14 protein-coding genes and 1 pseudogene are annotated in these 21,086 nt (G+C 71.3%); 8 read left to right on the top strand and 7 right to left on the bottom strand.

The features are described from left to right. The first annotated feature begins 56 nt into the window (after positions 1 to 56). The gene (locus QL987_RS07125) at positions 57 to 2,240 is read left to right on the top strand and encodes a DNA topoisomerase IV subunit B (RefSeq protein ID WP_111073284.1); all 2,184 of its coding nucleotides are present in this window, start codon (positions 57 to 59) and stop codon (positions 2,238 to 2,240) included. 39 nt (positions 2,241 to 2,279) lie between these two features. Here the strand turns inward: QL987_RS07125 and QL987_RS07120 are convergent, their stop codons facing one another. Next, the gene (locus tag QL987_RS07120) at positions 2,280 to 4,766 is read right to left on the bottom strand and encodes a DNA topoisomerase (ATP-hydrolyzing) (protein ID WP_290156937.1); all 2,487 of its coding nucleotides are present in this window, start codon (positions 4,764 to 4,766) and stop codon (positions 2,280 to 2,282) included. Between the two features lie 43 nt (positions 4,767 to 4,809). Here QL987_RS07120 and QL987_RS07115 point away from each other — a divergent pair, with 43 nt between their 5' ends. Next, complete coding sequence (locus QL987_RS07115; RefSeq protein WP_290156936.1) at positions 4,810 to 5,961, top strand: alkaline phosphatase family protein; 1,152 nt, start codon at positions 4,810 to 4,812, stop codon at positions 5,959 to 5,961. A 115-nt stretch (positions 5,962 to 6,076) separates the two neighbouring features. Here the strand turns inward: QL987_RS07115 and sepH are convergent, their stop codons facing one another. Further along, entirely contained in the window at positions 6,077 to 7,102 is a 1,026-nt protein-coding gene (gene sepH, locus QL987_RS07110) for a septation protein SepH (protein ID WP_111073286.1), read from the bottom strand. A 254-nt stretch (positions 7,103 to 7,356) separates the two neighbouring features. Between sepH and QL987_RS07105 the strand changes: the two genes are divergently transcribed. Further along, positions 7,357 to 7,656, top strand: coding sequence for a DUF4193 domain-containing protein (locus tag QL987_RS07105; protein ID WP_110825450.1), 300 nt, complete (start codon positions 7,357 to 7,359; stop codon positions 7,654 to 7,656). A gap of 72 nt (positions 7,657 to 7,728) precedes the next feature. On the opposite strand, the gene QL987_RS07100 is transcribed toward QL987_RS07105, so the two are convergent. Next, positions 7,729 to 8,193 carry a DUF3093 domain-containing protein gene (locus tag QL987_RS07100; RefSeq protein ID WP_111073682.1) on the bottom strand — a complete coding sequence of 155 codons (465 nt, stop codon included), beginning with the start codon at positions 8,191 to 8,193 and terminating at the stop codon, positions 7,729 to 7,731. A 76-nt stretch (positions 8,194 to 8,269) separates the two neighbouring features. On the opposite strand from QL987_RS07100, the pseudogene dut reads away from it, so the two are divergent. The 5 genes and pseudogenes from dut to dxs form a co-directional block, all read left to right on the top strand. After that, positions 8,270 to 8,698, top strand: a pseudogene (gene dut / locus QL987_RS07095) (dUTP diphosphatase); the annotation flags it as partial. A gap of 122 nt (positions 8,699 to 8,820) precedes the next feature. Continuing rightward, positions 8,821 to 9,540, top strand: a complete 720-nt coding sequence (locus tag QL987_RS07090) for a DUF3710 domain-containing protein (protein ID WP_290156935.1) — start codon at positions 8,821 to 8,823, stop codon at positions 9,538 to 9,540. 40 nt (positions 9,541 to 9,580) lie between these two features. Next, on the top strand, positions 9,581 to 10,345 hold the full coding sequence (locus QL987_RS07085) for a DUF3159 domain-containing protein (protein ID WP_111073289.1): 765 nt from the start codon (positions 9,581 to 9,583) through the stop codon (positions 10,343 to 10,345). A gap of 128 nt (positions 10,346 to 10,473) precedes the next feature. Next, positions 10,474 to 13,311: an aconitate hydratase gene (locus QL987_RS07080; protein WP_290156934.1), complete on the top strand. Its 2,838-nt coding sequence runs from the start codon at positions 10,474 to 10,476 to the stop codon at positions 13,309 to 13,311. A 174-nt stretch (positions 13,312 to 13,485) separates the two neighbouring features. Further along, positions 13,486 to 15,414, top strand: coding sequence for a 1-deoxy-D-xylulose-5-phosphate synthase (gene dxs / locus QL987_RS07075; protein WP_290156933.1), 1,929 nt, complete (start codon positions 13,486 to 13,488; stop codon positions 15,412 to 15,414). Between the two features lie 139 nt (positions 15,415 to 15,553). Here dxs and QL987_RS07070 read toward each other — a convergent pair whose 3' ends face one another. The 4 genes from QL987_RS07070 to QL987_RS07055 form a co-directional block, all read right to left on the bottom strand. Beyond that, positions 15,554 to 17,692, bottom strand: coding sequence for a 3-hydroxyacyl-CoA dehydrogenase NAD-binding domain-containing protein (locus QL987_RS07070; protein ID WP_290156932.1), 2,139 nt, complete (start codon positions 17,690 to 17,692; stop codon positions 15,554 to 15,556). Positions 17,693 to 17,694: 2 nt separating this feature from the next. Then, positions 17,695 to 18,906 (bottom strand): thiolase family protein, encoded by a 1,212-nt coding sequence (locus QL987_RS07065; RefSeq protein ID WP_204607990.1) that lies wholly within the window; start codon positions 18,904 to 18,906, stop codon positions 17,695 to 17,697. Positions 18,907 to 19,032: 126 nt separating this feature from the next. Further along, on the bottom strand, positions 19,033 to 20,415 hold the full coding sequence (locus QL987_RS07060) for an HRDC domain-containing protein (protein ID WP_253462892.1): 1,383 nt from the start codon (positions 20,413 to 20,415) through the stop codon (positions 19,033 to 19,035). Further along, positions 20,408 to 21,004, bottom strand: coding sequence for a DUF3000 domain-containing protein (locus QL987_RS07055; RefSeq protein ID WP_221851915.1), 597 nt, complete (start codon positions 21,002 to 21,004; stop codon positions 20,408 to 20,410). Before QL987_RS07055 ends, QL987_RS07060 begins: the two co-directional genes overlap by 8 nt. Between the last annotated feature and the right edge of the window lie 82 nt (positions 21,005 to 21,086).

Below are 21,086 nucleotides of genomic sequence, written 5' to 3'. Positions count from 1 at the left end.
GAGGCACACCGGCCGTGTGCCCCGGCAGTGTCGGTCTCGATCGCTACGCTCGTCAGGTGAGCTCCGACTACTCCGCACGGCATCTCTCCGTCCTCGAAGGACTCGAGGCGGTCCGGAAGCGTCCCGGCATGTACATCGGCTCGACGGACTCCCGCGGCCTCATGCACTGCCTGTGGGAGGTCATCGACAACTCGGTCGACGAAGCCCTCGCCGGACACGGGGACGAGATCGGCGTGATCCTGCACGCGGACGGATCGGTCGAGGTCTCCGACGTCGCCCGCGGCATCCCGGTCGACGTCGAGCCGAAGACCGGCCTGACCGGGGTGGAGGTCGTGTTCACCAAGCTGCACGCCGGCGGCAAGTTCGGCTCGGGGTCGTACGCGGCGTCGGGCGGACTGCACGGCGTCGGTGCCTCGGTCGTGAACGCGCTGTCGGAGCGTCTGGACGTCGAGGTCGACCGTGGCGGCAAGACCTACGCCATGTCGTTCCACCGTGGCGAGCCCGGCGTCTTCGACGACGCGCAGGGCATCGGCCCGGACGCCCCGTTCGCGCCGTTCACGTCGGGCAGCGAACTCCGCGTCATCGGCAAGGTGAAGAAGGGTGTCACCGGCACCCGGGTGCGGTACTGGGCAGACCGGCAGATCTTCACGAAGGACGCCGCGTTCAGCACCGGGGACCTGGTGAACCGGGCGCGCCAGACGGCGTTCCTGGTCCCCGGCCTGGGGCTGACGATCACCGACGCCCGTCCGGCGTCGATCCGGGCCGCGGCGGAGCGAGCCGCGTTGGCGGCACCAGCGCCGGCGCTGGCCACGACCGGCGCCGACGTCGATGCCGACGCCGAGCCGAGTGCGCTCGTCGAGCAGGGCCCCGTCATCGAGCGGTTCCGCTACGAGGGCGGGATCGGCGAGTTCGTCGAGCACCTGGCCGTCGACGGCGCGAAGACCGACGTCTGGCGCATCCAGGGCTCGGGCACGTTCAAGGAGACCGTGCCGATGCTCGACGACAAGGGCCACATGGTCTCGACCGAGGTCGAGCGGACCTGCGAGGTCGACGTGGCCCTGCGTTGGGGCGACGGCTACGAGACGGTGTTCCGCAGCTTCGTCAACATCATCGCCACGCCGAAGGGCGGCACGCACCAGGCGGGCTTCGAGGCCGGACTGGTCAAGGCCGTGCGCACCCAGGTCGAGGCGAACGCCCGCAAGCTCAAGGTCGGCCAGGACAAGCTCGAGAAGGACGACGTGCTCGCCGGGCTCACCGCCGTGCTGACCGTCCGGCTGCCGGAGCCGCAGTTCGAGGGGCAGACGAAGGAGATCCTCGGCACGCCGGCCGTCCGCCGCATCGTCGACTCGGTCGTGTCGAAGCGGATGACCGAGATCCTGACGTCGACCCAGCGCACCGAGAAGGCGCAGGCCGCCGGGCTGCTCGAGAAGGTCGTCGCCGAGATGAAGACCCGCATCTCGGCCCGCGCGCACAAGGAGACGCAGCGCCGCAAGAACGCGCTCGAGAACTCCTCGCTGCCGACCAAGCTCGCCGACTGCCGGTCGAACGACGTCGAGGGCACCGAGCTGTTCATCGTCGAGGGCGACTCGGCCCTGGGCACCGCGAAGCTCGCGCGGAACAGCGAGTACCAGGCGCTGCTGCCGATCCGCGGCAAGATCCTCAACGTGCAGAAGGCGTCCGTGTCGGACATGCTCTCGAACGTCGAGTGTGCCTCGATCATCCAGGTGATCGGCGCCGGCTCCGGCCGGACGTTCGAGCTCGACCAGGCCCGGTACGGCAAGGTCATCATCATGTCCGACGCCGACGTCGACGGCGCCCACATCCGCACGCTGCTGCTGACGCTGTTCTTCCGCTACATGCGCCCGATGATCGAGCAGGGCCGGGTGTTCGCCGCTGTCCCGCCGCTGCACCGGGTCGTGGTCGTGAACCGCGGCAAGCCGAACGACACGCTGTACACGTACTCCGAGCAGGAGCTGACGACCCTGTTGAAGAAGCTCGAGCGGTCGAACAAGAAGTACCTCGAGCCGATCCAGCGCTACAAGGGCCTGGGGGAGATGGACGCCGACCAGCTCGCCGAGACGACGATGGACCGCGCGCACCGCACCCTGCGCCGGGTGAACGTGTCGCACGCTGAGTCGGCCGCGAAGGTGTTCGAGCTGCTCATGGGCAACGACGTCGCGCCGCGCAAGGAGTTCATCCTGGCGGGCGAGGGCCTGGACCGCGAGCGCATCGACGCCTGACCGGGCGCCGACGTAGCGCCCGACGACGGAACGCCCGCGTCAGGCCTCGCCGCGCGTCCCGTCCACCGCGGCGGCACTGCCACCGATGGTGACGACCTCGGCGTCGAGCGGACTGCCCGACCCGTCGCGCTTGGACAGCCAGTCCGGCAGCGTCCGAGCGGCGCCGTCCGACCCGACCGCGTGCGGGGGCGCGACGCCGGCCCACGCGACCGAGAGCCCGTCCTCGCCCTTGAGGAACGCGTGTGCCCGGACTCCCTGGGTGCCGCGGCCCTTCGCCGGGAACTCGGTCAGCGCCGAGACCTTGGCACGACCGGCGTCGGTACCCGGCAGGGCGCTCGAGGTGGTCGAGACGGTGGCGACGACGGTGTCCTCGGTGACGGCGACGGAGCCGAACCAGATGACGCTGGCGCCACCGGCGAGCGACACGCCCGCGACGCCACCGGCGGGGAGCCCCTGCGGACGGACCGCGCCGGCCGGGAACCGGAGCAGCTGGGCGTTCGAGGTGACGAAGACCAGGTCGTCGGACTCCGGTGCCTGGGCGGCGCCGACGACGTGGTCGCCGGGCTTCAGTCCGATGGCGGGGAAGTCCGGCTTGTCCGGCCAGGCAGCCGGGACGACGCGCTTGACGACGCCCTGGGCGGTGCCGATGGCGACGGAGTCCGCGACGGCGGCGTCGAGGGACACGAGGGCGACGACGGTCTCGCTCTTCGGCACACCCAGGTACTCGGTCACGCGGACTCCGGCGTCGAGTCGCACCGACGCGGGCGGCACGGCGGGGACGTCGACGGGGGAGAACCGCACGACACGCCCGGTCGAGGTCAGCGCACCGACCTGTCCGCGGACGGTGCTGACGACGGTGGAACGGACGGCGTCGTGCTTCGAGCGCTTCGGCACGTGCACGATGCCGGACTCGGCCGCCGGGATGTCGACGCGGACCAGGCGCCCGGTCGTCGAGAGCAGCACCCGGCAAGGAGCGTCGGCGACCTGCAGCGACTCCGGGTCGACCGTGGCCTTCCGACCACCACGGACCGGGGCGTCGGCCTCGGTCAGGAGCGTGCGGCGGGGCGTGGCGAACTTGTCGGACACCTCGGTGAGCTCGGTCGCGACCTGGGCTCGGAGCCGGTCGTCCGACGCCAGCAGTTCCTCGAGCGCGGCGATGTCGGCGAGCAGCTGGTCGCGTTCGCCCTCGAGCTCCATGCGCGAGAACTTCGTCAGGCGGCGCAGGCGGAGTTCGAGGATGTACTCGGCCTGCACCTCGGACAGGTCGAACACGTCCCGCAGTCGGCTCCGCGCGGCCTCGGAGTCGTCCGAGGTGCGGATGACCTGGATGACCTCGTCGATGTCGAGGATCGCGATGAGCAGCCCCTCGACCAGGTGCAGGCGCTCACGGCGTCGGGCGAGCCGGTACTGGGAGCGCCGCGTGACGACCGACAGGCGGTGCTTGACGTAGACGTCGAGCAGGTCGCGGAGCCCGAGGGTGCGGGGCGAGCCGTCGACCAGGGCGACGTTGTTGATGCCGAAGTTCTCCTCGAGCGGCGTGTGCTTGTACAGCTGCTCGAGGACGGCCGTCGGGTTGAAGCCGGACTTGATGCCGATGACGAGCCGGAGGCCGTGGTTGCGGTCCGTCAGGTCGTTGACGTCCGAGATGCCGACGAGCTTCTTCGACTGCACCCCGTCCTTGATCTTCTCGATGACCCGTTCGGGGCCGACCAGGTAGGGCAGCTCGGTGACGACCAGCCCGGTCTTCCGGGGAGTGAGGTTCTCGACCGAGACCTTCGCCCGGGTGCGGAACGTGCCGCGGCCGGTGGCGTAGGCGTCGCGGACCCCGGAGAGCCCGACGATCGTGCCGCCGGAGGGCAGGTCCGGCCCGGGGACGAACTCCATCAGCTCGTCGAGGGTGGCGTGCGGGTGCATCAGCAGGTGCTTCGCGGCCTCGACGACCTCGCCCAGGTTGTGCGGCGCCATGTTCGTCGCCATGCCGACCGCGATGCCCGACGCGCCGTTGACGAGCAGGTTCGGGAACGCCGCCGGCAGCACGCTCGGCTGCATGATCTGGTTGTCGTAGTTCGGGACGAAGTCGACGACGTCCTCGCCCAGGCCCTCGGTCATCGCCATCGACGGTTCGGCCAGGCGGGCCTCGGTGTACCGGGCGGCGGCGGGGCCGTCGTCGAGCGAGCCGAAGTTGCCGTGGCCGTCGATGAGCGGCACGCGCATGGTGAACGGCTGCGCGAGTCGGACGAGTGCGTCGTAGATGGCGCCGTCACCGTGCGGGTGCAGCTTGCCCATCACCTCGCCGGTGACGCGGGCGCTCTTCACGTGACCGCGGTCCGGCCGCAGGCCCATCTCCGCCATCTGGTACAGGATGCGGCGCTGCACAGGCTTCAGGCCGTCGCGGGCGTCGGGCAGGGCGCGGGAGTAGATGACCGAGTACGCGTACTCCAGGAACGACCCCTGCATCTCCTCCGAGACGTCGACGTCCTCGATGCGCTCACCGTCGGGCAGCCCGACGACGTCCGTGCGTGCCATGACACCTCTCTGCCGACCCAGCTCGATCTGGAAGACTCTGGGGGTGGGAACAAGCGTACCGACGGCCCCCGACGCCGCCGTGAACCTCGCCGACGTGCTGCCGAGTTGCCTGGTCGCGCTGGGCGCCGCCGACGACGCCTGGTTGCGGGACACCGGACGGGAGGCCCGGATCACCCTCCGCCCCGCCCGTTCCGCGATCGTCGTCCTGGTCGACGGCCTCGGCGCGAACGCCCTCGCGGCACGCGCCGGCCACGCCCGGTTCCTCACCGCGACGAAGAAGCGGTTGCGCAGCGGCTTCCCGACCACGACCGCCGCGGCGCTGACCACGCTGACGACCGGCCGGCAGCCCGGCGAGCACGGCGTCGTCGGCTACAGCGGCTGGAACCCGGAAGAATCCCGCGTGATGAACCTGCTCAGCGGGTGGGACACCGAGGTGCCCGCCGGGTGGCTGCGCTCCGAGACCGTGTTCACCGCGGCGTCCGGGCTCGGCGTGGACCCGGTCGTCGTTGCGCCCACCCGCTACCGGTCCTCCGGCATGACGGCGAACGTCCTCGGCGGCGCGCGCTTCGTCGCGGCCGACACGATCCCGGCCCGGATCGACGCCGCGCTCGACGCCACCGGTAGCGGACGGCAGCTCGTCTACCTCTACATCCCCGAACTCGACTCGATCGGGCACAAGCACGGCTGGCAGTCCGACCGGTGGACCGCGGCACTCGAGCTCGTCGACGCCGAGCTCTCCCGTCTGGACGCCCGGGTGGACCCGGACGTCGGGGTGCTCGTCACGGCGGACCACGGCGTGCTCGACGTGCCGCCGCACAGCAACGTCGCGATGGACCCCGCCCTGCTGGTGGACGTCGTCGGTGTGGCGGGGGACCCGCGCTGCCGGCAGCTGACCGTCGCACCGGGTACGGACGTGCCGGCCCTGGTGGACGCGTTCCGGGCGTCCCTGGGCAAGCGTGCGGTGGTGGCCAGCCGGGACGAGGCCGTGGCCGCCGGGTGGTTCGGCCCGGTCGACGACGCCGTCCTGCCGCGCATCGGCGACGTGCTGCTCGTCGCGAAGGGGTCGTGGGCGTTCAACGACGACCGCGAGGTCCGCGACGGCGTCGAGCCCGGCCGGATGATCGGTCAACACGGGGCGATGAGCGACGACGAACTGCTCGTGCCCTTGCGCCTCGCGGGCGCGTTCGCCCAGTAGGACCCGCCGGTCCTGCGCCGGCCCCGACCGCATCGGGCCCGGGGACTCGGCCCCGAGACGGACAGGAGGCCCGCCCCACGGACGTGGGACGGGCCTCCTGTCAGAGTCGGTCGGGTCAGACGGTGTCGTCGTCCGGACGGGTGCCGAAGACGATCTCGTCCCAGCTGGGCATCGCCCGGCGGTTGCGCTTGCGGCGGTCCGAGCGGCTGTCGCCGTCCGGGACGGCGGTGGGCCGGGCCTCCGGCTGCGGGGCGGTGTCCGAGTCGTCGACGGGGGACACGGGCAGGTCGACGAGTCCGACCGAGGTGCCGCGCGGGGCGTCCTGCTGGTCGGGGAAGGACGCGGCCTCGCGCTCACCGCGGCGGCGACGGAGCGCCTCGAGCAGGTCCGCGGTCTCGTTGCCGGGCGCGCGCTCCTCGACGTACGAGGTACCGATGCGGGGGAGCGGCGGACGCAGCGAGGTGCGCTCGACCGCCTCGGGGGCAGCCGGTTCCTCGGCGGCGGGCTCCTCGACGTGGAAGGCGCCGGAGTCGAACCGGGTGCCGTCCTCGTCCTGACGCTCGTACTCGACGGCGCGGAGACGCGGGGCGATGCCCTCGTCCTCGGTGTGGGACAGGCGGTGCGCGTCACCGTTGTCCGGCACGAGCGTGGCGGTCTTCGGGTCGAAGCGCCACTGGGCGTCGTGCTCGACCTCGGCCGCGGTGTAGCGGACCTGCACCTGCCAGCCGTTCTCGACGTGCTTCCAGCTCGACCACGCGATGTCGGTGGCGTCGCCGGACTCGAGGCGGGCCGTGATGGCCGCGCCGAAGGTGTCGGGGGAGGCGTCGTCGACCGGGGTCACACTGACCCGACGGGCGGCGTCGAGGACGAACGCGCGCTCGGCGAGCACCGGGCCCTCGAAGCGGCGGACGTAGTCGACCTCGACCCCCAGGACGGCGGCGACGTCGGCGGCGTCGGAACCGCTGCGGATGCGTGCCTGCACGTCCTTCGGCGAGACGCGCTTCTGCGGCCCGGAGTCGGGGTTCGCCTGCCGGACCTGGCCCGGGAGCGACGCGGTGACGGGCAGCCGGAACTCGGTCCCGCCGTCGGTCGCCAGGAGGAGTGACCCGGATTCGACTCCGATGACTCTCACGTCTTGCATGGGTTCCGCCCTCCGCTGCCTGCGTACGGTCGTGCCTCGTACCCGAGGAGTATGCAGGCCGCTGCAGCACTTTCGGCGCAGGCACCCGGCGTGCCGCGCGTCTCGTCCCCGGCATCGGGAATGGTCGGGATGCGCGCCGGGTTGCACGGCCAGAACGCACCGCTCGAGTACTCGGTTTGCACTCGGACGGGCCGTGGTGCAAACTGTCGCCGCCGAATCCGGCGACGACCTCTCGATACGAGAAATGGATGGGCATGGCCACCGATTACGACGCCCCTCGGAAGACCGACGACAACTCTGACTCGGAGTCGATCGAGGCCCTCAAGGAGCGCGTCCCCGACAAGATGTCGGGAGTCGTCGACGACGATTCTGACAACCCGGGCAGCTTCGAGCTCGCGGGCCAGGACCTCAGCGACGTCGACCTCGACGTCGTCGTCCTGCCCCCGCAGGTCGACGAGTTCACCTGTGTGGAGTGCTTCCTGGTGAAGCACCGCTCGCAGCTCGACCACGAGACGAAGCTCGGCCCGGTCTGCATGGAGTGCGCTGCACTCTGAGACACCGACCGAACGCCGGAACGGCCCGCATCCTGCTGGATGCGGGCCGTTCCGCATGTGCGGGGTGCGCGGTCAGGCCGGTCCGGTGCCGTTCGTCTGCGTGGCGCCGCTCGTCAGGGCCCGGGTGACGGCCTCCGGGTCGCGGACGCTCACGAGCCAGTACGGCGTCGGGTCGGCGGCGTCCCGGACCTCCACCTTGACGACCCCGTGCACGTAGCCGCGGAACAGGGTCCAGGCGCGCGCGTCCAGCTCCGGTCCGCGCTGGCTCGTCGCCGCAGCACCGTCGAACCCGGCGACCTCGCCGACGACCGAGCGGGGCAGGTGGGCCCGTCCGGCACGGAACTCGGTGTCCGTCACCTCGATGACGGGTGCGAGTGCCCACAGGAGCAGGAGCACGCCGAGCTCCATGCCGATGGCCACGGCGACCCCGGCGGTCGCGCTGATGGGCAGGAAGACGAGGAGGCTCGCGGGGATGACGAGCGCCGTCGCCAGGTACAGGGCGGGCGGGGCCCACAGTCGTTCGCGGTACACGGTCACCCCTCCATTCGACCACGAGCCGCTGCGTGCTCGGAGCAGGTCACGGATCGGTCACGGTCTGCACTACCCTCGTCTCGTGACCGAAGCAGTCGACGTCCTCTGGACCGGCAACGCCGCCCCCGTGTTCGCCAAGCCCGGCGACGCCGGGGCCGACCTGGTGTCCGCCGAGTCCTTCGTGCTCGCGCCCGGGGAGCGCCGCCTGGTCGGCACCGGGCTCGCGATCGCCCTGCCGGACCAGCACGTCGGCTTCGTCGTGCCCCGCAGCGGGCTCGCGGCCAAGCACGGCATCACCATCGTGAACGCGCCCGGCACCATCGACTCGGGCTACCGCGGCGAGGTCAAGGTCGCGCTGCTCAACACGGACGCCACCGAGCCGTACGCGGTCCAGGTCGGGGACCGGATCGCGCAGCTCATCGTCCTGCCGGTGCCCCGCGTGACGTTCACGCAGGTCACCGAACTGCCGGAGAGCGTCCGCGGACAGGGCGGGTTCGGGTCGTCGGGCTACGGTGACCGCACCGGTCACCAGGGGTCCGCCGACGTCGTCGACGCTGAGCAGGACACCGAACGGAACGGCGGAGCGGGAACGCCCGCCGACATGCACGAGCAGGGTCTGGAAGGGACGCGGTCATGAGGATCGGACGACGCAAGCGCGACGAGGTCGAGGTCGCCGAGGCCGTGGTGGACGACGTCGAGGTCGCCGGGCCCTCGCCCGAGATCGAACTCGCCGACGACGCCGACGCGGGCTTCGACGAGGTGCTGGCCACCGAGTCGACCGACAAGTCGGCACCGCTGGACCGCAGCGACAACGGCCCCCTCGACGAGACCGAGGCGAACCTGGTCCGCCCGTACGTCGACCTGGGTGGCGTGAAGATCCTGCCGCGCGAGGGCCTGCACCTCCGCCTCGAGGTGGAAGAGGACTCGCAGCGCGTGGTCGCCGTCGGGCTCGACTTCGACGACTCGACCTTGCAGGTGCAGCCCTTCGCCGCACCGCGGTCGACCGGGCTCTGGCACGAGATCCGCGCGCAGATCGCGGAGCAGATCCAGCAGCAGGGTGGTGTCGTGACCGAGGTCGACGGCCCGTTCGGCCCCGAACTCCGCGCCCAGGTGCCCGTCGTCGGTGGCGAGGGTGTCACCGACGGCGTCCGTGCGGCCCGGTTCGTCGGCGTCGACGGCCCGCGCTGGTTCCTCCGTGGCGTGATCGCCGGCAAGGCCGCCGACCAGCCCGACGACTCCGCCGACATCGAAGAGCTCTTCCGCAGCGTCGTCGTCGTGCGCGGCACGACGCCGATGCCGCCGCGCGACCTGATCCCGCTGCACATGCCGAAGTCGGCGCAGTCGACCATCTGACGCGGCTGCGGCCGACCCCACGAACCAGCCTGGAGGCCCGGTGACGGACCACGACGACCGCTCGCGTCCCGATGCGGTCACCCCGGACCCCTTCGCCGAGGAGCGCGCCGAACCGCTGTCGCTGCAGGCCCAGCTGCGCGACGCGGTGCGGAACGCGGGCATCGGGCAGGTCGCCCCGGGGGAGGCCCCCTCCGGCAAGGCCCTGCTGACGGCCGTCGGTGGTGTCCGCGGGCTCGCCGAGTCGGTGCTGCCGGGCTTCGCCTTCCTGATCGTCTACGCGATCACGAAGGAGGTCGTGCCGAGCGTCGTCGTCCCGGTCGTGATCGGGCTCGTCTTCGTGGTGCTCCGGCTGCTCCAGCGCCAGTCGATCATGATGTCCTTCGCCGGCATCTTCGGCGTCGCGATCTCGGCGGGCCTCGCCCTGCTGACCGGTCGCGCCGAGAGCAACTTCATCCCCGGCATCGTCATCAACGCGGTGTTCCTGGCGGTGATCCTCGTCACGCTGGCGATGCGTCGGCCGCTGATCGGCCTGATCGTCGGGCTGCTCGTGCCGGGGGACGACGACGGGCACGACTGGCGGGACGACCCGGCCAAGCGACGGGTGCTCACCGTTGCGACGTGGATGTGGGCCGGGCTCTTCGCCTTCCGCCTGGCCTTCGAGATCCCGCTCTGGTTGGCGGCGCAGGTCGAACTGCTCGCCGGCATCAAGCTCATCACCGGCGTCCCGCTCTACGCGGCCCTGCTCTGGGTGACGTGGCTGCTCGTCCGGACCGTCTTCGTCAAGGACGAACCCGCCGCGGTGTAGAGTTGTCTCGACGTCAAGACACTTTGATCCGGGCACGACGGAGTCCCCGGGTTTAGGTTCACCTTGCTGGTGGGACGTCCCGCGGCCCGCGAGGATGAGGGCACACCGATCAACAGGGAGGCGGCACAGTGGCTGCAGTCAACAGCTTCGGCTCGAAGGACACACTCTCGGTCGGGGGTGTCGACTACGCCATCCACCGGATCGACGCCGTGCCCGGGCACGAGAAGCTCCCGTACAGCCTCAAGGTGCTGCTCGAGAACCTCCTGCGCACCGAGGACGGCAAGAACGTCACCGAGGGCCAGATCCGCGCGCTCGGATCGTGGAAGCCCGAGGCCGACCCGGACACCGAGATCCAGTTCTCCCCGGCCCGCGTGGTCATGCAGGACTTCACCGGCGTCCCGTGCATCGTCGACCTCGCCACCATGCGTGAAGCGATGGCGGAGATCGGCGGCGACCCGAACAAGATCAACCCGCTGTCCCCGGCCGAGATGGTCATCGACCACTCGGTCATCGCGGACCTCTTCGGCAGCTCGGACGCCCTCCAGCGCAACACCGACCTGGAGTACGAGCGGAACGGGGAGCGCTACCAGTTCCTCCGCTGGGGCCAGACGGCGTTCGAGGACTTCAAGGTCGTCCCGCCGGGCACCGGCATCGTCCACCAGGTCAACATCGAGTACCTGGCGAAGGTCACCTACACGCGTGACTTCGACGGCGAGACCTACGCCTACCCGGACACCCTGGTCGGCACCGACTCGCACACCACGATGGTCAACGGCCTCGGTGTGCTGGGCTGGGGCGTCGGCGGCATCGAGGCCGAAGCGGCGATGCTCGGCCAGCCGGTGTCGATGCTCATCCCGAAGGTCGTCGGCTTCAAGCTCTCGGGCGAGATCCCCGCCGGCGTGACCGCGACCGACGTGGTGCTCACCATCACCGAGCAGCTCCGCAAGCACGGCGTGGTCGGCAAGTTCGTCGAGTTCTACGGCGAGGGCGTCGGCGCGGTGCCGCTCGCGAACCGCGCGACCATCGGCAACATGAGCCCCGAGTTCGGCTCGACGGCCGCGATCTTCCCGGTCGACGACGTCACGCTCGACTACCTGCGCCTGACCGGTCGCGACGAGGCACAGATCGCCCTGGTCGAGGCCTACTCGAAGACCCAGGGCCTCTGGCACGACCCGTCGGTCGAGCCGGCCTACTCGGAGTACCTCGAGCTCGACCTCTCCACGGTCGTCCCGTCGATCTCCGGCCCGAAGCGCCCGCAGGACCGCATCGTCCTGTCGCACGCGAAGGACCAGTTCGAGGTCGACCTCGCCAACTACGCGAGCATCGACCACACCGAAGAGGACAAGGCCGTCGCGGACACGTTCCCGGCCTCCGACCCGGTGGCCGCGGCCCCCGGCGACGAGCACGCGGTCGACGACCTGCAGGACGCACCGGCGTCCGAGGTCCCGGCCCACGCCTCCAGTGCGCCCGGCACCGTGTCCAAGCCGACCTCGGTCGCCATCGCCGACGGTGACCCGTTCACCATCGACCACGGCGCCGTCGCGATCGCGGCGATCACGTCCTGCACGAACACGTCGAACCCGTCCGTGATGATGGCCGCCGGCATCCTCGCCCGCAACGCGGCGAAGAAGGGCCTCAAGGCCAAGCCGTGGGTGAAGACCACCCTGGCCCCCGGGTCGAAGGTCGTCACGGACTACTACGAGAAGGCCGGACTCACGACCTACCTCGAGGACCTCGGCTTCTACACGGTCGGCTACGGCTGCACCACGTGCATCGGCAACTCCGGCCCGCTGCCGGACGAGATCTCGCAGGCCGTGCAGGACAACGACCTCGCCGTCACCGCGGTGCTCTCGGGCAACCGCAACTTCGAGGGCCGCATCAACCCGGACGTCAAGATGAACTACCTGGCCTCGCCGCCGCTGGTCATCGCGTACGCCCTCGCCGGCTCGATGCACTTCGACTTCGACACCGACTCGCTCGGCACCGACACCGACGGCAACTCGGTGTACCTCAAGGACATCTGGCCCGACACGGCCGAGGTCCAGCAGGTCATCGACGCCTCGATCGACACCGAGATGTTCACCCACGAGTACGGCTCCGTGTTCGAGGGCGACGACCGCTGGAAGAACCTGCCGACCCCGACCGGTGACACGTTCGAGTGGGACAGCGAGTCCACCTACGTGCGGAAGCCCCCGTACTTCGATGGCATGACCATGCAGCCGGACGCGGTCTCGGACATCTCGGGTGCCCGCGTGCTCGCGAAGCTCGGCGACTCGGTCACCACCGACCACATCTCGCCGGCCGGTTCGATCAAGGCGGACAGCCCGGCGGGCAAGTACCTCGCCGACCACGGTGTCGACCGCAAGGACTTCAACTCCTACGGCTCGCGTCGCGGCAACCACGAGGTCATGATCCGCGGCACGTTCGCGAACATCCGTCTGCGCAACCAGCTGCTCGACGGGGTCGAGGGCGGCTACACCCGCGACTTCACCACGCCCGACGGTGCCCAGTCGTTCATCTACGACGCGTCCGAGCACTACCAGGCGCAGGGCACCCCGCTCGTCGTCCTGGGTGGCAAGGAGTACGGCTCCGGTTCCTCCCGTGACTGGGCGGCGAAGGGCACGAGCCTGCTGGGCGTCAAGGCCGTCATCACCGAGAGCTTCGAGCGGATCCACCGGTCGAACCTCATCGGCATGGGCGTCGTCCCGCTGCAGTTCCCGGCGGGCGAGTCGATCGACTCCCTCGGGCTCGACGGCACCGAGTCGATCTCGATCTCGGGTCTGACCGCGCTGAACGACGGCACCACGCCGAAGACGGTGCACGTCACGGCCGAGCCGACCGAGCACTCGCCGGCCGGCAAGCAGCCGATCGAGTTCGACGCGGTCGTCCGCATCGACACCCCGGGTGAGGCCGACTACTACCGGAACGGCGGCATCCTGCAGTACGTCCTCCGCTCCCTCGTCTGACCCCTCGCAACACGCAACCTGGGCGGCTCCACGCAGCGGTACTCCGTTGCGAGGAGCCGCCCTGGTTGCGTGTTGCGGAGGACGGGAGGCGCGTGGCGGGCCGTCACCGCGCCTCCAGTCCGTGTGCCGGTCGCGCGCATAGAGTGGGCCGTCAGCCGTACGAAAGGAGCGCCCGTGAGCCTGCTCGCCAGCATCACGTCCCCGCGCGACCTGAAGCGTCTCTCCGACGCGCAGATGACCGAACTCGCCGCCGAGATCCGCACCTTCCTGGTCGCCGAGGTCGCCAAGACCGGCGGCCACCTCGGGCCGAACCTCGGCGTCGTCGAGCTGACCCTCGCCATGCACCGGGTCTTCGAGTCGCCGCACGACCCCTTCGTCTTCGACACCGGCCACCAGTCGTACGTGCACAAGCTCGTCACCGGGCGCCAGGACTTCTCGCACCTGCGTGAGCGCGGCGGGATCGCTGGCTACCCGCAGCGCAGCGAGTCGGAGCACGACATCGTCGAGTCTTCGCACGCGTCCTCCTCGCTGTCGTGGGCGGACGGCATCTCCCGCGCCTTCCAGCAGACCGGGCAGTCCGACCGCACGGTCGTCGCGGTCGTCGGCGACGGCGCCCTCACCGGTGGCATGACATGGGAGGCGCTCAACAACATCTCGGACCAGAACGACCGCCGCCTGGTGATCGTGGTCAACGACAACGGCCGCTCGTACGCGCCGACGATCGGTGGGATGGCCCGGTTCCTCAGCTCGGTCCGCACCCGCCGCGAGTACCGCACGCTGTACGAGAAGAGCCGCGCCGCAGCCGACCACTTCGGCGCGCCCGGGCGTGCGGTGTACCGCGGCCTCCGCGGCGGGCTGCACGGCTTCCTGTCGCGCTTCACGAACAACGAGGCGCTGTACTCGAACCTCGACATCAAGTACATCGGCCCGGTCGACGGCCACGACCAGCAGGCAATGGAGGCGGCGCTCCGGCAGGCGAAGGGGTACGGCTCGCCGGTCATCGTGCACGTGATCACCGAGAAGGGGCACGGCTTCGAGCCCGCGCTCCGTGACCAGGCGGACCAGTTCCACGCCGTCGGGCACATCGACCCGGAGACCGGCGAGTCGCTCGACAAGGCCTCGGGGCCGTCGTGGACGTCGGTCTTCGCCGCCACCCTGGCCGAGGTCGGTCACGAGGACCCGCGCATCATGGCGATCACCGCCGCGATGCTCCGACCCACCGGGCTGCACCTGTTCCAGCAGGCTCACCCCGACCGGGTGATCGACGTCGGCATCGCCGAGCAGCACGCGGTCACCACGGCGGCGGGTCTGGCGTACGGGGGACTGCACCCCGTCGTGGCCCTCTACGCCACCTTCCTCAACCGGGCGTTCGACCAGGTGCTCATGGACGTCGCCCTGCACCGCGCCGGGGTGACGTTCGTCCTCGACCGGGCCGGCATCACCGGTCCCGACGGCCCGTCGCACCACGGCATGTGGGACCTGGCGCTGCTCCAGGTGGTCCCGGGCATCCGGATCGCCGCGCCGCGCGACGCCGTCACCCTGCGCGAGGAGTTCCGGGAGGCCGTGGCCGTCGACGACGCGCCCACGGTCCTCCGGTGGTCCAAGGGCCAGGTCGGACCGGACATCCCCGCGGTGTCCCGGACGGCGGACGGGGTGGACGTCCTGCACGCGTCGGAGGCGTCGGAGGACGTGTTGATCGTGGCCGTCGGGTCGATGGTGCCGACCGCGCTCGAGGCCGCCGGGCTGCTCGAGGCGCAGGGCATCGGCGTGACCGTCGTCGACCCGCGGTGGGTGGTGCCGATCCCGGCGTCGCTCATCGACCTGTCGCGCGACCACCGGCTCGTCATCACGATCGAGGACGGCGTCCGCGTCGGTGGCGTCGGGACCCGGCTGCGGCAGGACCTCCGCGCTGCCGGGGTCGACACGGGTGTGAACGAGCTCGGGCTGCCGGACGAGTTCATCGCCCACGCCAGCCGCAGTCAGATCCTCGCCGATGCCGGACTGACGGCGCAGGCGATCGCCCGCGACGTCATCGACCAGGTCGTGGGGACGAAGGTGCCCCAGGCGAAGCCGGCGCGGTCGCGGGAGTCCGCGGAGCGCTGACGCTGGGCGCGTGCCCGGCGCGCTTCGGCGTCGCACAACAGGAACCGCCCCGAACCATGGGATCCCATGGTTCGGGGCGGTTCCTGTTGTGCGGAGCCTGCCGGCGCCAGGCACCGGCAGCGGCCGCCCGGGCGCCGGGTCAGCGGGAGGCGGGCCCGACGATCGGCGGCTCGTGGAACGTGCCGCCGAAGACCCGCTCGGACGCCCCGCTGCGGTCGAGGTACGGGCTGATGCCGCCGGCCTGGAACGGGTAGCCCGCGCCGAGGATCAGCCCGAGGTCGATCTCCTCGACGTGCTGGACGACCCCGTCTTCGAGCATGCGGTGCACCTCGTCGGCCAGGGCGTCCTCGAACCGGCGCTGCATCTCGGCAGCGTCGACCGGGTGGGCGTCCTTCCGCGACGGGGCGACGAGCTTCACGGCAGCGGAGTCGTACCCGGTCGCGTTGCCCTTCTTGTCGCGGGTCAGGATCGTCCCGTGCTCGGCGATCCGCTTCAGCCCGTCGCCCGGGTAGAAGCGCTCCGGCCAGGCGGCGTGGTGCGAGTCGAGCACGTGCGCGCCGACCGGCAGGCCGACGAGCTCGAGCAGCTCGAACGGGGACATCGGCAGGCCCAGGGGAGCGGCGCCCTCGGCCACGGTCTCGAACGGGGTGCCCTCCTCGACGCCACGCATGGCCTCGCCGAGGACGCGTGCGAGCACCCGGTTGACGACGAAGCCCGGCTGGTCGGCCGTGACGATCGCGGTCTTCTTCAGGGTCTTCGCGACGGCCAGTGCGGTGGCGACGGCCTCGTCGGACGTCCGGGAAGCGCGGACGACCTCGAGCAGCGGCATCACCGCGACGGGATTGAAGAAGTGGAACCCGACCAGACGCTCCGGGTTCTGCAGCACCGACGCCATCTCGTCCACCGACAGCGACGAGGTGTTCGTGGCGAGGATCGCGTCCGGTGCGATGACCTGCTCGATCTTCCGGAACACCTCCTGCTTGACGCCCATCTCCTCGAAGACGGCCTCGATCACCCAGTCGGCGTCCGCGAAGGCGTCGTACGACACCGAACCGCTGACGAGTGCGGTGATGCGGTTCGCGTCGTCCTGCGAGACCCGGCCCTTGGCGAGCATCTCGTCCACGGACTGGCGGATCCGCGCGACACCGGCGTCGACGCGCTCCTGCGAGACGTCGGTGATGACGACGGGGACCCCGAGTCGGCGGGCGAAGAGCAGTGCGAACTGCGAGGCCATCAGCCCGGCGCCGAGGACGCCGACCTTCGTGACCTTCTTCGCGTCGACGCCCTCGGGAGCGCCGACCGGGCGCTTGGCCCGCTTCTGCACCAGGTCGAACGCGTACATCGACGCCGCGAACTGGTCCCCGGCGAGCAGGTCGGCGAGGGCGTCGTCCTCCCCGGCGAAGCGCTCCTCGAGCGACCCCGACTTGGCGGCGGCGACGAGGTCGAGCGCGCGGAACGGCGACTTCGGGACGCTGCCGATCTTCGACGTCACCTGCTGGCGGGCCACCTTGACGACGGTGCCCCAGGCGGCCTTCTCGATCATGCCGGGTTCGTTCTTGCGGACCACCTTGGTGCGACCGGACACGACACCGTCGGCCCAGGCGACCGCGGACGGCAGGAACGTCACCGAGGGGATCAGCGCATCGCCGATGCCCAGGTCGACCGCGGCCTTCCCGTCCATCAGACGGTTGTTCTTCAGCGGGTTCTCGACGATGACCCGCAGGGCCTTCTCCGGACCGATCAGGCGGGGGAGCAGCGTCGCGCCACCCCAGCCGGGGATGATGCCGAGGAAGACCTCGGGCAGCCCGATGCCCTGGGCAGCGGACGAGAACACCCGGTAGGTGCAGTGCAGCGCCACCTCGAGCCCGCCGCCGAGCGCGATGCCGTTGACGAACGCGAAGGACGGGACACCGAGCTCGCTGAACTTCCGGAGCGTGGCGTGGCCGAGCACACCGAGCTCGTGCGCGACCTCGCGGGAGGGCAGCGCTGCCGCCTGGGACAGGTCGGCGCCCGCGGCGAAGCAGTACTCCTTTCCCGTGATCGCGACGGCCTGGACGGTGCCGGCGGCCGCGGCGGCACGGAGCTCGTCGAGCACGCCGGACAGCTCACGCATGGTGCGCGGGCCGAGCGTCGAGGGGCGCTTGTAGTCCTTGCCGTTGTCGAGCGTGATGAGCGCGAGGGTGCCACCGGAGGGCAGCGCGACGTGCTTGACGTACGAGTGGGTGACGACCTCGTCCTCGCTCAGGGCAGTCAGCTGGTCGATCGGGGTGGTGGTCATGGTCAGGCCGCCTTCCGTGCCGCGGACTTGCTGAAGTTCGGGTTCTCCCAGATGACGGTGCCGCCCTGGCCGAGCCCGATGCACATCGTCGTGATGCCGTACTTGACGTCCGGACGCTCGGCGAACTGTGCGGCGAGCTGGGTCATCAGACGCACACCACTCGACGCGAGCGGGTGCCCGACGGCGATCGCGCCACCCCAGGCGTTGACGTTCGGGGAGTCCTGCGCGATGCCGTAGTTGTCGAGGAACGCGAGCACCTGCACCGCGAACGCCTCGTTGATCTCGAACAGGCCGATGTCGTCGATCGACAGGCCGGCCTTCGAGAGCGCCTTGTCGGTCGCGGGCACGGGGCCGACGCCCATCACCTCGGGCTCGACACCCGCGAAGGCGAACGAGACCATGCGCATCTTCGTCGGCAGCCCGTGCTCCTTCGCACCGGCGTCCGAGGCCAGCAGACTCATCGTCGCGCCGTCGTTCAGGCCGGCGGCGTTGCCGGCGGTGACCCGTCCGTGGGACCGGAACGGCGTCTTCAGCGCGGCCAGGGCCTCCAGGGTGGTGCCGGGACGCGGCGGCTCGTCGGCCGACACGATGTCCCAGCCCTGACCGGTGTTCACCTCGACCGGGATGACGTCCGGTTGCAGCTTGCCGGCGCCCCAGGCGGCGGCGTAGCGCTGCTGGGACTGCACGGCGAACGCGTCGGTGCGGTCCTTCGTGATGGCGGGGAAACGGTCGTGCAGGCGCTCGGCGGTGTTGCCCATCACGAGCGCGTCGGGGGCCACCATGCGCTCCGCGACGAAGCGGGGGTTCGGGTCGGCGTTGAAGCCCATCGGGTGACGACCCATGTGCTCGACCCCGCCGGCGATGGCGACGTCGGCGGCACCGAACGCGATCGCGCCGGCGAGGGTGGTGACGCTCGTCATCGCACCCGCGCACATGCGGTCGATGGCGTAGCCGGGGACGGACTTCGGCAGGCCGGCGAGCATCCCGACGGTGCGTCCGAGGGTCAGGCCCTGGTCGCCCTGCTGGGTGGTCGCGGCGACCGCGACGTCGTCGACGGCGGCTCCGTCGAGCGAGCTGTTCCGGTCGAGCAGCCCACGCATCGCGTGCACGGCGAGGTCGTCGGCGCGGGTCCGCCAGAACACCCCCTTCTCACCGGCGCGGCCGAACGGGGTACGGACACCGTCCACGAACACGACGTCTGATGTCTTCGGCAATGCGAGCCTCCAGATCCACAACGATCGGGTCGGAGCGACGTGTCACCCCGACCGGCCGGGCCTCGCCCGGCGACGCTCCGACGCTAGTACCCCCGGCTGGGCAGGGGCTCGTCGGTTGGGCGGTTCCTACGAGCCGGTGGTCCCGGTGGCGTCGTCGGCCTGTCCGTCTGCGACAAGCGCGGCGTCGCCGGTCTGCGCGTCGGCATCCGGGTCGTCGGTCGCGCCGAGCGCGTCGGCGTCCGCCGTCGTGTCGTCCGGACGGGAGGCCGTGGTCGCCGTGACCTCGGCCGCCGGGTCCTCGACGGACCGGTCCGCAGCCACCTCGAACGCGTGCGCGATGACCGACGCGGTCTCCTCGACCTGCCACGGCCGGGCGTCGTGCGACGCGAGGGTCGCCCCGACGGTCTCGGTCGCGACGGTCTTCGGCGGCGTCCAGGACACCAAACGGAGCGTCTCCGGCGTCAGCAGGTTCTCGACGGGCAGGTCGAGCTCGGCGGCACGCGCGGTGACGGCGGCCCGGGCGGCCCGGTACCGGCGGTCGGCGGCCGGGTTGCGTTCGGCCCATGCACGGGGCGGCGGGAGGCTCGGCTCGCTCCCGCCACGCAGGCGCGGCAGGTCCTCGGTGGTGCGACCCTCCTCGAGGGCGGCCCACCACCGGTCGAGTTCGGAGCGGCTGGCGCGACCCGTGAAGGACTTCAGCGCGCCGAGTTCGGCACGCGAGGTCGGGGCGGCAGCGGCGGCGGCCACGATCGCCGAGTCCGGGATGGTCCGGCCGGGGGCGATGTCGGTCTCCTGCGCGTACGCGTCGCGGGCGAGCCACAGCGACCGGGCGATCGCGAGCGCCCGGGCACCGCGGAGCACGTTCATGCCCGACAGCCGGCGCCAGGGCTCGGCGCGCGGCGGCTTCGGCGCACGGGCGAGGACGGCGGCGAACTCCTCCTCCGCGATGCGTGCCTTGCCGGCTGCTTCGAGGACCGCGGCGAGCGAGTCGCGGAGGTCCGGCAGCAGTTCGACGTCGAGGGCGGCGTACACGAGCCAGGCCTGGGGCAGCGGCCGGGTCGACCAGTCCGCGGCGGAGTGCGCCTTCGCCAGGGTGATGCCGAGCAGCTGCTCGACGACCGCACCGAGGCCGACACGGGGGAACCCGGCGATGCGCGCGCCGAGCTCGGTGTCGAAGATCCGGGTCGGGACCAGGCCGACCTCGCGGAGGCACGGCAGGTCCTGCGACGCGGCGTGGAACACCCACTCCTCGTCGACGAGCGCGGCCTGCAGGTCGGCGAAGTCGCCGATCGCGATCGGGTCGAACAGGAACGAACCGGACCCGCGGCGGAACACCTGGATCAGGTAGGCCCGCTGCGAGTAGCGGTACCCGCTGGCGCGCTCGGCGTCGACCGCGACCGGACCGGTGCCGGCGGCCAGTCGGGCGACCGCGTCGAGGTACTCGTCGCGCTCCTCGATGACGTGAACGGCGGCGTGCGCGTCCTCGTAGGCGGGATCGGCGTCAGTCACGGGCGAGCCTCCGGGGGGCCAGGAGCGAGACACCGTCCGAGGCCGGGGGGAGTCCGGCGAGCATCGCCACGATCTCCTCCCACGCCTGCACGTGCGGCGTCAGGTCGTCGTCGAGGGGCGTCCACGACGCCCGCAGTTCCAGCTGGGCACCGTCGCCCTGTGCCGCGAGTTCGCCGTACCCGCGCGAGATGATCTTCGTCGCCGTGCCGGACGCGTTGCCGTACCGGGCGCCGTGCGCGTCGAGGGCGTCGACGAGCCAGCTCCAGGTGACGTCGGCGACGAACTCGTCGACGCCGATCTCCGGCTCGAGCGGGGCCTGCGCGAAGGTGACGATGCGGTACGCGCCGCCCCACCCCTCCGGCTCCGCGGGGTCGTGCAGGGCGATGAAGCGTCCGGTGCCGAGGTCGGAGTCCACACCGTGCACCGCGCCCGACACGTCCGCCGCCAGGGCGAGCGAGAACGGGGCGATGCGACTCGGCGACGGGATCTCGGTGACCGTGGTCTCGGTGCGGGTCCTGCCGCTCGACACGAACGAGCGGAGACGCGCGAACGCCTCCGGTTCGGCGTCGGGGTCTCGGGATTCGGGCACGGATGCAGACTAGGCTCCGGACCCAGCACCGGTACGGGCGGCACGCCGTCCGCCCCGCAGTCGTGCTGCCCGCAGTCGCCCT

Origin of the sequence: Curtobacterium sp. APC 4022, from assembly GCF_030407555.1 — a bacterium.
In the GTDB taxonomy this organism is placed as follows: Bacteria; Actinomycetota; Actinomycetes; order Actinomycetales; family Microbacteriaceae; genus Curtobacterium.
This window is presented reverse-complemented; position numbering and strand designations above follow the sequence as displayed.

Excerpts from the sequence above, each read along its gene's own strand:
- QL987_RS07120 (WP_290156937.1), bottom strand. The coding sequence starts at position 4,766 with ATGGCACGCACGGACGTCGTCGGGCTGCCCGACGGTGAGCGCATCGAG.
- sepH (WP_111073286.1), bottom strand. The coding sequence starts at position 7,102 with ATGCAAGACGTGAGAGTCATCGGAGTCGAATCCGGGTCACTCCTCCTG.
- QL987_RS07105 (WP_110825450.1), top strand. The coding sequence starts at position 7,357 with ATGGCCACCGATTACGACGCCCCTCGGAAGACCGACGACAACTCTGAC.
- QL987_RS07090 (WP_290156935.1), top strand. The coding sequence starts at position 8,821 with ATGAGGATCGGACGACGCAAGCGCGACGAGGTCGAGGTCGCCGAGGCC.
- QL987_RS07070 (WP_290156932.1), bottom strand. The coding sequence starts at position 17,692 with ATGACCACCACCCCGATCGACCAGCTGACTGCCCTGAGCGAGGACGAG.